The organism is Vibrio sp. LB10LO1 (assembly GCF_010092875.1).
In the GTDB taxonomy this organism is placed as follows: domain Bacteria; phylum Pseudomonadota; class Gammaproteobacteria; order Enterobacterales; family Vibrionaceae; genus Vibrio; species Vibrio campbellii.
On sequence record NZ_JAADJW010000014.1, the window covers coordinates 67,884 to 82,947 of the forward strand.

17 protein-coding genes are annotated in these 15,064 nt (G+C 45.8%); 9 read left to right on the forward strand and 8 right to left on the reverse strand.

What is annotated here, in order from left to right:
* Positions 1-76: 76 nt before the first annotated feature.
* Positions 77-772 carry a tRNA (N6-threonylcarbamoyladenosine(37)-N6)-methyltransferase TrmO gene (gene tsaA / locus GXP65_RS12320; protein ID WP_162092940.1) on the reverse strand — a complete coding sequence of 232 codons (696 nt, stop codon included), beginning with the start codon at positions 770-772 and terminating at the stop codon, positions 77-79.
* Between the two features lie 122 nt (positions 773-894).
* Here tsaA and GXP65_RS12325 point away from each other — a divergent pair, with 122 nt between their 5' ends.
* From GXP65_RS12325 to GXP65_RS12335, 3 genes are all read left to right on the forward strand, one after another.
* Positions 895-1,155 carry a type B 50S ribosomal protein L31 gene (locus tag GXP65_RS12325; RefSeq protein WP_162092941.1) on the forward strand — a complete coding sequence of 87 codons (261 nt, stop codon included), beginning with the start codon at positions 895-897 and terminating at the stop codon, positions 1,153-1,155.
* 3 nt (positions 1,156-1,158) lie between these two features.
* A complete protein-coding gene (gene ykgO, locus GXP65_RS12330; protein WP_005380299.1) occupies positions 1,159-1,284 on the forward strand; it encodes a type B 50S ribosomal protein L36 in 126 nt (41 codons plus the stop codon).
* Between the two features lie 228 nt (positions 1,285-1,512).
* Positions 1,513-3,099 (forward strand): AbgT family transporter, encoded by a 1,587-nt coding sequence (locus GXP65_RS12335; protein WP_010449785.1) that lies wholly within the window; start codon positions 1,513-1,515, stop codon positions 3,097-3,099.
* 102 nt (positions 3,100-3,201) lie between these two features.
* Here the strand turns inward: GXP65_RS12335 and GXP65_RS12340 are convergent, their stop codons facing one another.
* Positions 3,202-3,645, reverse strand: coding sequence for a YaiI/YqxD family protein (locus GXP65_RS12340; RefSeq protein WP_005436748.1), 444 nt, complete (start codon positions 3,643-3,645; stop codon positions 3,202-3,204).
* On the reverse strand, positions 3,642-3,935 hold the full coding sequence (locus GXP65_RS12345; protein WP_010650004.1) for a hypothetical protein: 294 nt from the start codon (positions 3,933-3,935) through the stop codon (positions 3,642-3,644). The genes GXP65_RS12340 and GXP65_RS12345 overlap by 4 nt, the downstream gene beginning before the upstream one ends.
* Positions 3,936-4,854: 919 nt before the next feature.
* Between GXP65_RS12345 and GXP65_RS12350 the strand changes: the two genes are divergently transcribed.
* Positions 4,855-5,340 (forward strand): GNAT family N-acetyltransferase, encoded by a 486-nt coding sequence (locus tag GXP65_RS12350; RefSeq protein ID WP_162092969.1) that lies wholly within the window; start codon positions 4,855-4,857, stop codon positions 5,338-5,340.
* Here GXP65_RS12350 and GXP65_RS12355 read toward each other — a convergent pair.
* The gene (locus tag GXP65_RS12355; RefSeq protein ID WP_005446190.1) at positions 5,300-5,599 is read right to left on the reverse strand and encodes a DUF3301 domain-containing protein; all 300 of its coding nucleotides are present in this window, start codon (positions 5,597-5,599) and stop codon (positions 5,300-5,302) included. The genes GXP65_RS12350 and GXP65_RS12355 overlap by 41 nt on opposite strands.
* A 13-nt stretch (positions 5,600-5,612) precedes the next feature.
* Entirely contained in the window at positions 5,613-6,650 is a 1,038-nt protein-coding gene (locus GXP65_RS12360) for a DUF3549 family protein (RefSeq protein WP_012128702.1), read from the reverse strand.
* 76 nt (positions 6,651-6,726) lie between these two features.
* Between GXP65_RS12360 and GXP65_RS12365 the strand changes: the two genes are divergently transcribed.
* Positions 6,727-7,041 (forward strand): YqcC family protein, encoded by a 315-nt coding sequence (locus GXP65_RS12365; protein WP_162092970.1) that lies wholly within the window; start codon positions 6,727-6,729, stop codon positions 7,039-7,041.
* Positions 7,042-7,046: 5 nt separating this feature from the next.
* Complete coding sequence (truC, locus tag GXP65_RS12370) at positions 7,047-7,814, forward strand: tRNA pseudouridine(65) synthase TruC (protein WP_162092942.1); 768 nt, start codon at positions 7,047-7,049, stop codon at positions 7,812-7,814.
* 95 nt (positions 7,815-7,909) lie between these two features.
* On the opposite strand, the gene GXP65_RS12375 is transcribed toward truC, so the two are convergent.
* From GXP65_RS12375 to map, 3 genes are all read right to left on the reverse strand, one after another.
* Complete coding sequence (locus tag GXP65_RS12375; protein WP_005436760.1) at positions 7,910-8,293, reverse strand: DUF3461 family protein; 384 nt, start codon at positions 8,291-8,293, stop codon at positions 7,910-7,912.
* Positions 8,294-8,445: 152 nt separating this feature from the next.
* Complete coding sequence (gene glnD, locus GXP65_RS12380) at positions 8,446-11,070, reverse strand: bifunctional uridylyltransferase/uridylyl-removing protein GlnD (RefSeq protein ID WP_162092943.1); 2,625 nt, start codon at positions 11,068-11,070, stop codon at positions 8,446-8,448.
* A gap of 100 nt (positions 11,071-11,170) precedes the next feature.
* Positions 11,171-12,049: a type I methionyl aminopeptidase gene (gene map, locus GXP65_RS12385; protein ID WP_005431715.1), complete on the reverse strand. Its 879-nt coding sequence runs from the start codon at positions 12,047-12,049 to the stop codon at positions 11,171-11,173.
* A gap of 396 nt (positions 12,050-12,445) precedes the next feature.
* Between map and rpsB the strand changes: the two genes are divergently transcribed.
* From rpsB to pyrH, 3 genes are all read left to right on the forward strand, one after another.
* Positions 12,446-13,174: a 30S ribosomal protein S2 gene (gene rpsB / locus GXP65_RS12390; protein ID WP_005529366.1), complete on the forward strand. Its 729-nt coding sequence runs from the start codon at positions 12,446-12,448 to the stop codon at positions 13,172-13,174.
* A 131-nt stretch (positions 13,175-13,305) separates the two neighbouring features.
* The gene (gene tsf, locus GXP65_RS12395) at positions 13,306-14,151 is read left to right on the forward strand and encodes a translation elongation factor Ts (RefSeq protein ID WP_005436775.1); all 846 of its coding nucleotides are present in this window, start codon (positions 13,306-13,308) and stop codon (positions 14,149-14,151) included.
* Positions 14,152-14,305: 154 nt separating this feature from the next.
* Positions 14,306-15,037, forward strand: coding sequence for a UMP kinase (gene pyrH, locus GXP65_RS12400; RefSeq protein WP_038891875.1), 732 nt, complete (start codon positions 14,306-14,308; stop codon positions 15,035-15,037).
* Positions 15,038-15,064 lie beyond the last annotated feature (27 nt).

Below are 15,064 nucleotides of genomic sequence, written 5' to 3' on the forward strand. Positions count from 1 at the left end.
CCGGAATGGACAAGAGTATGGAGGTCCCACGAAGGGAAAATTATTAGCCGCTTATAATATCAGCCAAATGCCTTTGTCAAAAGCTTTCAATCGCAGTAACTGTTATTAAGTTATCGCTTACTGTGAACTTGACGTTCAGATCGAACAAATTTACCGCATATTCCTTACTATCAGGCTTGTTTTTCTTGTAAGCCGGACGTGGATCTTGCGCCAGAACTTGTTCGATTACCGCTTTAACATACTCAGTATCGCTACGCTTTTTGAGTGTTGCCAGTGCAATATCAGAGAAGTCTACCTGCGAAGTTTCAGGCTCGCCTTCGGCATAACCACCTTGCGCTTCTACAATCGAATCCGAGTAGGGGATATATGGTTTGATATCGACAATCGGCGTGCCATCGACCAAGTCTACGTTACCCAGCTCCAAATAGATCTGATCGCCTTTCTTGCTGATGCCTTTGACCTCTACTGCGGACATGCCGATACCGTTGGGTCTGAAGGTAGAACGTGAAGCAAATACGCCAATACGTTCGTTGCCGCCCAGGCGGGGTGGGCGCACGGTTGGCTTCCATCCCGCTTCTAAGTTCTGATCAAACAAAAACAGTAACCACACATGAGAAAACTGCTCCAATCCGCGCACGGCTTCAGGGCTATTTGCTGCGCCTTGAAGTTTGACGCGAGATCGCGCTGCGGGCACTAAACGTGGCTGGCGAGGAACAGCGAACTTCTCTTTATACGGGCTTTCAATAATGCCAATTGGCTCTATGGAATACATGGTTTGTGTCTTGATGAAAGGTTTGAGAAGAAAAGTATCACAAATTTCGCTTGCTTTTCTTTTTGAGAATGATTATTAATTATAATGTTATAACATAACAATTAATCAAAAGGACAATTTTTATGAAGTCAGGTATCCACCCCGAATACCGACCTGTGGTATTTCACGACACCAGCGTAGACGAATATTTTGTGGTTGGTTCAACGCTGCAAACCGACCGAACTATCGAGTGGAAAGACGGAAAAACTTACCCGTACTTCACTTTAGACGTTTCGTCTGAGTCCCATCCGTTCTACACAGGTAAGCAACGTGTCGTTCAAGCAGAAGGCCGTATCGCGAACTTTAATCGCCGTTTTGGGCAATTTAGCAAAGATAAGGATTAAGACATGAAAGTGGTTAAATCATTGAAGAGCGCAAAAAGCCGTCACCCAGATTGCCAAATCGTTAAGCGAAGAGGGCGTTTGTACGTTATCTGCAAGACAAACCCGCGTTTTAAGGCCGTTCAGAAATAACCTTAAACATCCCAAGAATTTATGGAATATAGTTACCTATAATTCTGATTTATGATCTATATGTGGGTGATATAACTATATATTTATCGATTATAGGTCATAAGTTCGACTATTGTTTACATTCTGTAACGTTTTGAACTTTCACTTAACCCTTGTGTCGAGTACCCTGCGCATGCTTAGTGACATTTTTGTTACATATGCGCAGGAATACATACAAGGAGGGAACAGATGAGTTCATCTGCTTCAATGAAACAAAACTCGCCAAAGAAGCCAATGTTCACGCGCTTCTTAGATACAGTTGAATATTTGGGGAACCTATTACCCCACCCAATCACACTTTTCGCTATTTTCTGTCTTGCAATCCTAGTCATGTCCGGCATTGCTGGTTACTTCGAAGTTTCCGTTGTTGACCCTCGCCCTGAAGGTGCACCTGGTCGCGCTGCCGACGGCATGATTCAAGTCGTTAGCCTGTTAAACGCTGAAGGCTTACAACTGATTGTTACTAACCTAGTGAAAAACTTCGTAGGCTTCGCACCGTTAGGTACTGTACTGGTTGCGATGCTTGGTGTTGCCATTGCAGAACATTCTGGACTACTTTCTGCTGCAATGCGTGGCCTAGTAATGGGCGCTTCTCAGCGCATGGTTACGGTAACGGTAGTTTTCGCTGGTATCATTTCAAACACTGCTTCTGAGCTTGGCTATGTGGTGTTGATCCCACTGGCGGCAATGCTGTTCCACTCTCTAGGTCGTCACCCACTTGCTGGTCTAGCAGCAGCGTTTGCTGGTGTATCTGGTGGTTACTCTGCAAACCTACTGATTGGTACGGTTGACCCACTGCTTTCAGGTATCACTGAAACAGCTGCACAGATGATTGACCCAACTTACACAGTAGGCCCAGAAGTAAACTGGTACTTCATGTTTGTTTCTACTTTCTTCATCGCGATTACCGGTGCATTTGTTACTGAGAAGATCGTTGAGCCAAAACTTGGCAAATACAATGATGAAGAAGCGGCAGAAGACCTATCTCAAGATAAGATGGGTGGTTTGACTGACGTTGAGAAGAAAGGTCTAAAACTAGCAGGTATTGCGGTACTGGCGGTTTCTGCGCTATTGGCTTGGACTATCGTTCCAGCTGATGGTGTTCTGCGCTCTGATGCAGGCACGGTTGCAGGCTCTCCATTCCTGAAGAGTATTGTTGCGTTTATCTTTGTTTTCTTCGCAGTACCGGGCTTTGTTTACGGTCGCGTTGTTGGTACGATGAAAAATGATCGCGATGTGATTGATGCAATGTCGAAGTCAATGTCTTCAATGGGCATGTACATTGTTTTGGTATTCTTCGCGGCTCAATTTGTTGCCTTCTTCAAGTGGACAAACTTTGGTCAAGTATTCGCGGTAGCGGGGGCAAGCTTCCTGCAAGAAATCGGTCTAACTGGTCCAATGCTGTTCTTCGCCTTCATCCTAATGTGTGGCTTCATCAACTTGATGATTGGCTCGGCATCGGCGCAGTGGGCTGTGACAGCACCAATCTTCGTTCCTATGCTAATGCTTGTTGGTTACGCGCCAGAAACGATTCAGGCGGCTTACCGTATCGGTGACTCAACGACGAACATTATCACTCCGATGATGAGCTACTTCGGTCTTATCCTTGCGGTAGCAACACGCTACATGAAGAACTTAGGTATCGGTACGCTGATCGCGACCATGCTGCCTTACTCAATCGTCTTCATTGTTGGTTGGAGCGTACTGTTCTACCTATGGGTATTCGTATTTGGTTTACCAGTAGGTCCTGGTGCGGCGACGTACTACACGCCTTAATTGGCAACCTCACTCAGCTCAATCAAAGCCTGCGTCTATCGCAGGCTTTTTGTTTTATGGTCTAGCCTATTAGTCCGCTGATGTGAGAAAGGAAGGGGGTCATCAACGCTTAGCAAGAATTCTATCGAGGTGGTTAGCGAACTCTCTGCGTTCCGTTTGAGACAACGCCGCAGGCCCGCCAGTCTGAATGCCACTTGAGCGCATGGTATCCATGAAATCACGAATGTTTAAGCGCGCTTTGATGGTGTCTTTGGTATATAACTCGCCTCGCGAGCTTAGTGCTTGAGCACCTTTGCTGATCACTTCGTCTGCCAATGGAATATCAGACGTGATCACTAAGTCATTGGCTTCCACGCGACGGACGATTTCGTTATCGGCAATATCAAAGCCAGCTGGTACTTGCAGAGAGTGAATATTGGCACGCTTGGGTACAGGGACCACATGGTTCGCTACAAATGTGCATTCAACACCAGTTCGCTCAGCAGCACGTACAATCGTCTCTCTGATTACTTTCGGACAAGCATCCGCATCTACCCACAGTTTCATGATGTTTTCTCACTCAGCTTTGCTTCTAGTTCTTCTACTCGAGCAACCAACTTCGCCACAGTATTCTCCAGCGCAACAATGCGATCTTCTTCTTTCGGAGTTTGAACCGCAACCTCTACTTTAGGAATGCGGTTGGCGCTCTTCCAACTTTTGATGGTTGCGATTAATGCAGGCATCGGCACTGGTGTTTTCATTCGAGCTTTAACGAGAGCAACGGTCGGCTCTTTACCTTGCTGTTGCAACTGTTCCATCACGGCTTCCAGCTCTTTAGTGACGTCTTGAGTTAACATAATTTGTCCCTACTAAAATGACTTATATCATCATACTTTGCGCTACACATTTTAGCGAATAGCAATTTCGGCAGTGCCTTGTGCGAGATCTCTCACACGGGTTGTGAGAGAAAACGATTTCGTCATCAGCCAAACAGAAGTTTTCATCTTTAAGTCTATGAAAAATATCATTTTAACATGCTGTTAACTAAGTTTTTCAGCAAAAGATTTCCTAGGGTAGATTGTGATTTAAAGGGAAAAGCGTAAATTAAACCTTGTCGGCAGGAAGCAGACATGGAACAGGAAAGCACCAAGGATTTGGTCATCGTCAGGACGACGATTTGATTATTCAGGATGAGTGATCAAGCAAGGAGCGTAGGACATTGTAAGGACACAATCATCAATAGGATGTTGATGACTAAGGAAAGACAATGGACCCCTCATAGGATTGAGGTAAGGACAGCATCAGGATGATGCAAAGGACACCGCTCAAGGAACAAGTGATGCGCGCTAACGAGGAATGTTAGCTATCAGGATGATAAGGACACCGCTAGGACGGCGACGTAAGGACTAAGCTGACGGAATCAGCCACTATTATGGATGATGCATGGAGCACTAATTAGTAGCCGGACTGCTGCGAGTAAGACTATGACCCCGATACGCTAGTATCGGGGTCTTTCTTATTTTGTACTTGCACAACTTACAATAATTAAAAGTGTCAGTATCACAAAGTTTATAAATTCCTCATAACACTGAATAAAAAACAATCCAGATCAATATCCTTTCCAATCAGTTGGTTTAACTTTCGGCTTCTCAAAAGGCGTTATGTGCCGCATAACAATGTCATAGCGTAACAAAACTATCGTTATTGAATTTTGCTATGTGGATAAATTAAGTTTGCTGTAATCAAGGAACAGATGTGACCATAGTAACCAGAAGAATGCTTCTTCTACCCTACAATGAGTCGTTGCAACTAGAGTTCGTGATGTTAAATTGCTGCGCTAAAAACCGCGCAGAGATGAATGGACCTCATACCGTATCTTCTGCTAAACAGTTGTTTGAGAGGATCTTGGATGATGAGAATGTCCACAGTATGGCGGTGCTTGAGAGTACAAGCCGTGATTACATGGGACACGTGTTCATTTCAAACCTAGATCATGAACCAGAGCTAGGTTTTATCTTTGATAAGGCTTATTGGGGCAAAGGGTTAGCGACAGAAGCGCTAAAGGCGTTTTTCCCGAAAGCGTGCCGTGAGCTTGGGCTGCACAAAGTCAAAGCAAGTGTGAATAGCCACCACGAAGCATCCATGGCAGTACTGGAAAAACTGGGATTTACGAAGAAAAGAGAAAGCAAGGACCTTTACGGCCCTTACTTTGAAATGGAATTCACAAGCGATGTGGCGGTAGGTGAAAGTTCAGCGGCCTAAACCCGATCATCGTTAACTCACCTTGGTAGCAATCATCACCAAGGGATGAAAACTCAAATTGATACACTGTATGCCAACGCCAGATTCCGTCTGGCGTTTTCAATTTATGCGCACCAAATGCAATGCTCACCAATTGCAGATCTAACTGCTCACATTTACGTGTAATGGCCGCTTTTGCCAACTCTGATTGACGTCGTTGCTGCCAAAACAAAAAACAGAAGAAGCACAGTCCTAAAATGGCTAATAGGTCACCGATCATCCCTAATCCTTTATTATCCTTTTGTTGCTTGCTGCAGTTTTACCAATGCCGTCGCTAGCTCTTCCGATGGGCTAGAGTGCAACAAAGGCAGCAATACCATTCTTAGCTCTGGCAGCATAACTAAATCGGCAAACAACTGATTAAATAGGGCTTGGTTCCCCGTTTGTGCGAGGCGCAGCAAAAATTGTTCAGCGATATCTGCGTCGGCTAATAAGTGCCATGTACGGCCAGCAATACCGATCAACACTTCTTGGTGGCTCAAGCGCGGGCTTTGCAAAATCGTTTTCAAGATAGGCTGTGACACTTCGATTGGTGCGCCCGCCAGAGCTCGAATCAGAGCAGAAAGTAAGAATAGGTCTGGCTCGTTACTTTCGATTTCTTGCTGCGCTTTCTCGGCAATGCGCTCTGCTAAACGTTCTTGCAGATCAACATGTTCAAGCGCACCAAGTAGAGCGTAAAGCGGTTCATTAGGTAAATGGTTCAGGGCTTTACGTAAGGTGACGGCATTTTGTTCTTTGCCTAGGCGAGCAGCCATATCTGTGATGCCTTGTAGGCCTACAGTTTGCCAGTTTTCCCAACCTAAACCACCGGTAAAGTAATGCTGGGTGTGCTCGTAATATTGGCTGGTGGGTAAGTCCAAGTTAGCGCGAACTTGGCTGTGGAAGACGGCCATCTTTTCTTCCGCAGGTTTGAAAGTGTATGGGTTGTTAGAAAGCTTTTGTTGTTGCTCTTCCGACATTTCCTCGCTTAAACGAGTACCCATGGCTTCGACGACGTATTTAATGAAGTTACCAATATCCGCTTGCTTGAGCAGGCCACGTTCATCCAACTCGAACTTCAAGAACCAAATCCAAGGCTGCTTTTGCTCATTCCAGTAGGCAATAGCCAAATGCGCTTTGCGTTGCATCGGGAATGGGTAAGGGCATTGACCTTTTTCCACATCCGCAAAGACTTGTGGCTCGATGGTCTTGATACGACGACCAAGGTCGAAGATTTGATACTCACACTGACTGTTGTTTAACAGCTGAGTGAGGGTTTGAATGTTTTCCATTAAATACGACATCCTAATGTTCTTTTCACAAGAAATGGTATCATTCTCGGCTAATTCAAGGTTCGAGACGGAATTAATGGCAACAAACATCCAATTGGTCGACTTACTTCAACAACTTGAAGCGCAATTGCAGCACCATGAGCTGTGGCAACAAACCATGCCCTCGGCAGAAGCGCTACAGAGCACGGAACCTTTCGCGATTGATACGCTGCATCCTCATGAGTGGTTACAGTGGATTTTTATTGCACGTATGCGTGCGTTAGTGGAAAGTAACCAACCTTTGCCACGTGGCTTTTCTATTGAGCCGTATTTCGCAGAAGCGTGGAAGCAAGAGCTGCATTATGCCGAGCTATTAGTGACTATCCGAACCATCGACGAACTATGTAAGTAACCTCAATGTCAGAACAAGAAACATCACCATCTGTTGAACCCGTTGTATTAGAGATCGTTTATCAGGACGAGTATTTTGTTGCGGTGAACAAACCTGCAGGTATGTTAGTCCATCGCAGTTGGTTGGATAAGCATGAGACTCAATTCGTGATGCAAACGCTACGCGATCAAATTGGTCAACATGTTTTCCCATTGCACCGTTTAGATCGCCCTACTTCGGGTGTGCTTGTGTTTGCTTTATCCAGTGAAGTGGCATCGCAAGTCATGCCAATGTTTGCAGAGCACAAGATGGAGAAGACCTATCACGCGATCGTTCGTGGCTGGATCGAAGAAGAGGGTGTGCTAGATTACGCTCTGAAAGTTGAACTCGATAAGATTGCCGATAAGTTTGCTTCGCAAGAGAAAGAAGCACAAGAAGCAGTAACGGCATACAAACCGCTAGCAAAAGTGGAAGTACCTTATTCAACAGGTAAGTTCCCAACCACGCGCTACTGTTTGATGGAAATGAAGCCGAAGACAGGACGTAAGCACCAGCTGCGTCGTCACATGGCTCACCTGCGTCATCCTATTGTTGGTGATACAACACATGGTGATGGTAAGCACAACAAGTTGTATCGCACGGAATTCGACTCTCACCGACTGTTGTTGCATGCATCAGAGCTACGTTTTGTACATCCATTTACCGATGAAGAAATCGTGATGAAAGCCAATATCGATGAGGCTTGGCAGCAGTTGTTCACTCGATTTGAGTGGGATGAATCGTTGGTAAAATAATGCGCTTAGATTGAGCTGTGCCGGCGAAAGATAAGACGAGAAAGGGGTTGGTATGTATACCAACCCCTTTTTTAATTATTTAGGAATGAAGCGGACTATTTTAGTTTTTCCAGATCCGCCTCGATCTCGGCGATCTTGCTGGAAACGACTTTCTCCAAGTGACGAAGATCAGAGAGAATCTTTTCTTTTACATCCACTTCAGCCACTTTCACAGGCTTGGTGATCTTGTTTAGCTCATCGATCACAAGCGTCAGGTTACGGTTGATTTCGGTTACTTCTTTGTATTTATGACTGCCGCTATCTACTAATACATTTTTAACTTGGCGTGGGTATTTGAACTTCACGCTCTTAGCGAAAAACTCGCCTTTCTGTTTGTGAAAGTAGATCTTTAGGACGTCTTTGTGTGCTTCTTGGCGCAGGGAGTAACGTTCAATCTGTTTCGGGTCATGGATGCCCAAACCAGTGAGGTGTGGATACATAGGCTACCTCTGTGTATTGAATTGGAGTCCATACAACTGTAGCAGCCCATTTATGAGCTAGATAGCTGATATTTAGTCAAATTGCTCAACTTGTGGGCAAGATCGCTATCGTTCTTGCCCACCTTAGTTGTTGATCAAGCGCCGGTTTTCTCTCAAGCCGAAACTGGGTCAGAGAGTTTTTCAATCAGCTTTTCACGCAACTCGTCTTGCTGCTCTTCACTGAGCCTGCCGCCGGCTTCACTCGTCAGAATAAACAAGTCTTCAGCGCGCTCACCAATGGTGGTAATTTTTGCTGCATGAAGGTTAATGCCCAAGTCTGCGAAGGTACGTCCAACTTTTGCCAGCAGTCCCGGCGTATCGAGAGCGACAAACTCCATTAAAGTACGCTTTTTGCTCTTAGTAGGTAGGAAGTCAACTTTGGTTTTTACATTAAAGTGCTGGAGCTTATTTGGTGTACGACGCGTTTTAATTTTTGTCGGACGACCATCTTCCAATACGTGAGTCATGTGCTTAGTCACGGCACTATGGCGGCCCTCTTCAATCGCTTTACCGTGTTGATCCAGTACCATAAAAGTATCGAGCACATAGCCATCTTTGCTTGTCATGATCTGCGCGTCGTGTACGTTGAAGTTGCGGCGGTCAAGCTCCGCTACAACGGTAGCAAACAATGCGGGTTGGTCTGGGCTATAGACGAACACTTCAGTACCACCACGCGTGGCTTTTTTGCTGATAAGCACCAGTGGTTTGCTAGTGTCTTCCATGCGCAGTAGATTCTCGCAGTGCCAAGCGATTTGCTTATGGGTGTGACGCAAAAAGTAATCGGCTTTAAAGCGCTGCCACAGAACTTCAATTTCGCGCGCAGAGAAGCCCTCTTTGCGCAGCAGGGCAGAGGCCATTTGCTGGTTGTGGCGAATACGTTCGCGTACATCCACTGGGTTCTCTAAGCCACGACGAAGCGCACGTTGGGTGGAATAGAATAATTCGGCGAGCAGGGTACGTTTCCAGCTGTTCCAAAGCTCTGGGTTGGTCGCGCAGATATCTGCAACGGTCAGACACACAAGGTACTCAAGGTATTCTTCATCACGAACTTGCTTAGCGAACTCGGTAATCACGTCTGGATCGTAAATATCGCGACGTTGTGCCGTCACAGACATCAACAGATGGTGCCTGACCAGCCAGCTAACCAGTTTCGCTTCTGGCTTAGACAAGCCGTGTTCGATACAAAAGTCATACGCTTCGCCTTCGCCAATCACCGAATGGTCACCGCCGCGGCCTTTACCTATGTCGTGGAAAATCGCCGCCAGAATCAGTAGTTCTTTTTTCTGGATTCGAGGATAAACTTCGCAGCAAATTGGATGTTTGCTGTGGTTCTCTGCGTAGCTGAAAGTATTGATGTGCTTGAGTAGGCGAATACTGTGCTCATCTACTGTGTACACATGGAAGAGGTCAAACTGCATCTGACCGACAATTTGGCTCCATTGCGGTAGATACGCTGCGAGTACACCAAGTTTGTGCATTAGACTAAACGCTTTATGCAGCGCATTTGGATGACGACACAGCGCCATAAACTTTTCACGTGCTTCTGGAATAGTGTGCAAGAACTTGTTCAAACGACGACGTGCGGTACGTAACTGACGCAAAGTCGGTGGGCTGACGCCTTCAATGCTTGAATCGTTGGCGATATGCAGGAACATATCTAAAATCGTTTCTGGGCGCGCTTGGAATAGTGCTGGTTTACGTGCTTCGATCAGTGAGCCACGACGTTGGAAATCTTCATCGATGATTTCTGCGTTTTCGGAAGCGCCACCATTGATGATCGCTTGATCGAACAGCTTGAGTAGCATCTTATTCAACTCAGCCACACGACGAAGGGTACGGTAGAACTCCTTCATCATCATCTCGACGCCGCGATTACCCTCTCCAACATAGCCAAGGTGCTCTGCGACTTGTGCCTGATGAGCAAAAGTTAATCGGTTGTCGTAACGACGCAGCTCAATATGCAGGGCAAAACGTACACGCCATAGGAAATCCTGACATTCAACCAACTCTCGGTATTCCGCATCGGTTAAGAATCCGTAGCGACTCATCTCCAACAATGAGGTCGCACCGAAGTGGCGGCGTGCCACCCAGCTTAAAGTGTGAATATCACGTAAGCCACCCGGCGTGGATTTGATGTCAGGTTCAAGATTGTAGGTGGTGTCATGATATCGAGCATGGCGTTCACGCTGCTCTTGAATCTTCGCGCGGTAGAAGGTTTCGCTCGGCCAGAAAGAGTCGGATAGCACCACTTTCTTCAACGCTTGGAAAGTATCTTCACTGCCACATAACAAACGCGCTTCTTGTAGGTTTGTTGCAACGGTTAAATCTGCTCGGCCTATTTCTGCACATTCATCCACAGTACGCACAGCGTGGCCCACTTCGAGGCGTAAATCCCACAACAGGGTAATGAACTCACTGATTTTGGCTTCTAGCGCGTTTGGCAGCTTGTTATTCGACAGAATCAAAATGTCGATATCAGACAGAGGGTGTAACTCACCACGCCCGTAACCACCTACGGCAACTAATGAAATATTATGGATGTCTTTGAATCCAAAGTGTTGCCATAAACGATTGAGGAGTAAATCCATGTACTCAGCACGTGACAAAACGAGGTTCGTCACTGGGTGATGTTGAAGAAATTCTTCTTTTTGGTATGAACTGAATTTTTCGAGTTCTTGCTTAAGTTCGCCGATGTTGATCTGTTCATCGGTAAACGTAAGAGGAGACTGAAGGGTCATATTTGCTATCCGTGCAAGCTAAAACTATTAGCAATCTAACAAATTTGCTGCAGATAAAAAATATCCCCGCATGGGCGGGGATATGGAAAGTGATGGGCGATTAAACGTTTTTCATCATTCGTGGAATGGTATCGTCGCTACGAAGCGTTAGTACTTCACAACCTTCTTTGGTTACCACGATAGTGTGTTCCCACTGTGCTGAGTTTTTACCGTCGCCAGTGTAAACCGTCCAATCGTCTTGAGCGTCAACAGTACAACCGAACTTACCTGCGTTGATCATTGGCTCGATAGTAAAGCACATGCCTTCTTTCAGTACGCGGCGGTCTTTGTTCTTGTAGTGAACCACTTGTGGCTCTTCGTGGAACTCATCGCCGATACCGTGACCACAGAAGTCTTTCACAATAGAGAACTTGTTACGAGGGTTGTTCTTATTGTTTTCTTTGATGTACTTCTCGATAGCGGTACCGATGTCACCAACCGTTGCACCAGGCTTCACTTGACGCATACCGATGTATAGAGACTCTTGAGCCACCATGCACAGACGTTTGTTTGCAGGTGATACATCACCAACTAGGAACATCTTAGAAGTGTCACCGTGGTAGCCTTGTGGACGAACGCTTAGATCTGCGTTTTCATCGTTAGGAACGATAACCGTGATATCAACGTTGATGATGTCGCCATCTTTAAGTACAGCTGGCTTCATTTGGCCGTTTGCACCTTTTTCGTCTTGCGCCGCAGGAATACCGTGACAAACGATGTGGTTGATTGACGTACAGATTGATTTAGGGAATCCATGGTAATCAAGCGGTGCAGAGTAAGCGCCTCGCTCTAGAGCGTAATCGTGACAGATTTGGTTTAATTCGTCTGTCGTCACACCCGCTTTAATATGGGGTTCGATCATTTCTAGAGTATCTGCGGCTAGCTTGCCCGCAATACGCATGCGTTCGATTTCTTCAGCAGTTTTAATCTTGATTGACATTGGCTTTCTCTATTTATTCGTAAGCACGCAAACGTGCGAATGCGCGCATTCTATCAGACATCTTGCAGTTAACCCAAGCCAGTTAAGAATATGAGTCATTCTTACTTGTAGTCTAGTCATGGAATTTAAGAGAGAGTAGGGGTGAGTGTGATAGGTAAATTAGAATTGTAAGAAACAATTTTTACTAGCCATGTTGGGCTAAAATATGGTATAAAGCGCGCCGGAATCGAGGACTGTTCTCTTTACTTTTCGTTAGAGAAGTGGCGAAGCAGGCTTCTTCCGATTAACTTTTATCTTTAAATCACACACATTCCGTCACATGTTCCGGGGTGCTGAGCAGAAGCTTGGTCGGAATTATGGGGGATGTGGAGGCCTAACCCCATAGAGGATTTTAAAATGGCAACTGTATCAATGCGCGATATGCTGAAAGCTGGTGTTCACTTCGGTCACCAAACTCGTTACTGGAACCCAAAAATGAAGCCATTCATCTTTGGTGCTCGTAACCGCGTTCACATCATCAACCTAGAAAAAACTGTACCAATGTTCAACGAAGCTCTAGCTGAACTAGCTAAAGTTGGCGAGAAGAAAGGTAAAGTTCTATTCGTAGGTACTAAGCGCGCTGCATCTGAAGCTGTTAAAGAAGCTGCAATCGCAAGCAACCAATACTACGTTAACAACCGTTGGTTGGGCGGCATGCTAACGAACTACAAAACAGTTCGTCAGTCTATCAAGCGTCTAAAAGATTTCGAAGCACAAGCACAAGACGGTACTTTCGAAAAACTAACTAAGAAAGAAGCTCTAATGCGTACTCGTGAAATGGAGAAGCTAGAGAAATCTCTTGGTGGTATCAAAGATATGGGCGGCCTACCAGACGCTCTATTCGTAATCGACGCTGATCACGAGCACATTGCAATTAAAGAAGCTAACAACCTAGGTATTCCTGTATACGCTGTGGTAGATACTAACTCTAACCCAGACGGCGTTGACTACATCATCCCAGGTAACGACGACGCGATCCGCGCAGTTCAACTATACCTAAACGCTGCAGCATCTGCAGTGTCTGAAGGTCGCAACAAAGACGTTGCAGCAGTTGCTGAAAAAGACGGTTTCGTAGAAGCTGAATAATAACGGCTCTGTGTCACACTTAGTCTATGTGAAACCTTGTTGTAGCACAGACTGAGTTATAGTTAGCAATGGGGGCCGACAATGTAGGCCCCTGTTTTTTACCTTATTTCGAATCAAACGAGGAATAGAGAATGGCAACTGTAACTGCTGCTCTAGTTAAAGAACTTCGCGAGCGCACTGGCGCTGGCATGATGGAATGTAAGAAAGCGCTTGTAGAAGCAAACGCTGACATCGAACTAGCAATTGAAAACATGCGTAAATCAGGCGCAGCGAAAGCAGCTAAAAAAGCTGGTAACGTTGCAGCTGAAGGCGCAATCATCATCAAAGAAGAAAACGGCGTTGCTGTTCTTCTTGAAGTTAACTGCCAAACTGACTTCGTTGCTAAAGACGGTAACTTCACTGCATTCGCAGACAAAGTAGCACTTGACGCTCTAGCGACTAAAGCTACTGCTGAAGAGCTAGTTGCTAAGTTCGAAGAAGAGCGCGTAGCTCTAGTTGCTAAAATCGGCGAAAACATCAACATCCGTCGCGTTGCTTACGTTGAAGGTACTGCAATCGCTTCTTACCGTCACGGTGAGAAAATCGGTGTTGTTGTTGCTGGTGAAGGCGACGCAGAAACTCTTAAGCACGTTGCTATGCACGTTGCTGCTTCTAAGCCTGAGTTCGTTAACCCAGAAGACGTACCAGCTGACGTAGTTGCTAAAGAGAAAGAAGTTCAAGTTGAAATCGCTATGAACGAAGGCAAGCCACAAGAGATCGCTGAGAAGATGGTTATCGGCCGCATGAAGAAATTCACTGGCGAAATCTCTCTAACTGGTCAAGCTTTCATCATGGAGCCTAAGAAATCTGTTGGCGAAATGCTAAAAGAGAAAGGTGCTTCTGTTGCTACATTCGTTCGCCTAGAAGTAGGTGAAGGTATCGAGAAAGCAGCTGAAATGAGCTTCGCAGAAGAAGTAGCACTAGCTCAAAAAGGTTAATCCTTAGAGACTTGTGTAAATATTAGACCGTAGCCAAGGCTGCGGTCTTTTTACGAAAAGAGCGGCAAAAACTTAGCCGTGATGAATAGCTATAAGTAACCTTGTGTCTATTCATGACTGTTAATCGACAACTCTCTTTTGGAAGGTAAACTCCATGACTACGAACCCTAAACCAGCGTATCAACGTATTCTATTAAAACTGAGTGGTGAAGCTCTTCAAGGCGAAGAAGGTTTTGGTATTGACCCAGCGGTTCTTGACCGTATGGCTCAAGAAGTGAAAGAGCTGGTTGAACTGGGTGTTCAAGTTGGTGTGGTAATCGGCGGTGGTAACCTGTTCCGTGGTGCTGGTCTTGCGGAAGCGGGTATGAACCGTGTAGTAGGCGACCACATGGGTATGCTTGCAACGGTAATGAACGGTCTAGCAATGCGTGATGCACTTCACCGTGCTTACGTAAACGCTCGTGTAATGTCTGCAATTCCTCTAAAAGGCGTGTGTGACGACTACAATTGGGCAGACGCTATCCGCGAACTTCGCCAAGGCCGTGTAGTAATCTTCTCTGCAGGTACTGGTAACCCATTCTTCACTACAGATTCAGCAGCGTGTCTACGCGGTATCGAAATCGAAGCTGACGTAGTGCTAAAAGCAACGAAAGTTGATGGCGTATTTACTGCTGACCCAGTAGCAAACCCAGACGCAGAGCTGTATGATAAGCTATCTTACAATGAAGTTCTGGATAAAGAACTGAAAGTAATGGACTTGGCTGCGTTCACACTTGCTCGTGACCACAAAATGCCAATCCGTGTATTTAACATGAACAAACCAGGCGCACTACGTCGCGTGGTTATGGGTGAAGCTGAAGGCACGCTGATCAACGCTGACGCATAATCCTAAACGCCATCCACGCTAGGTTGG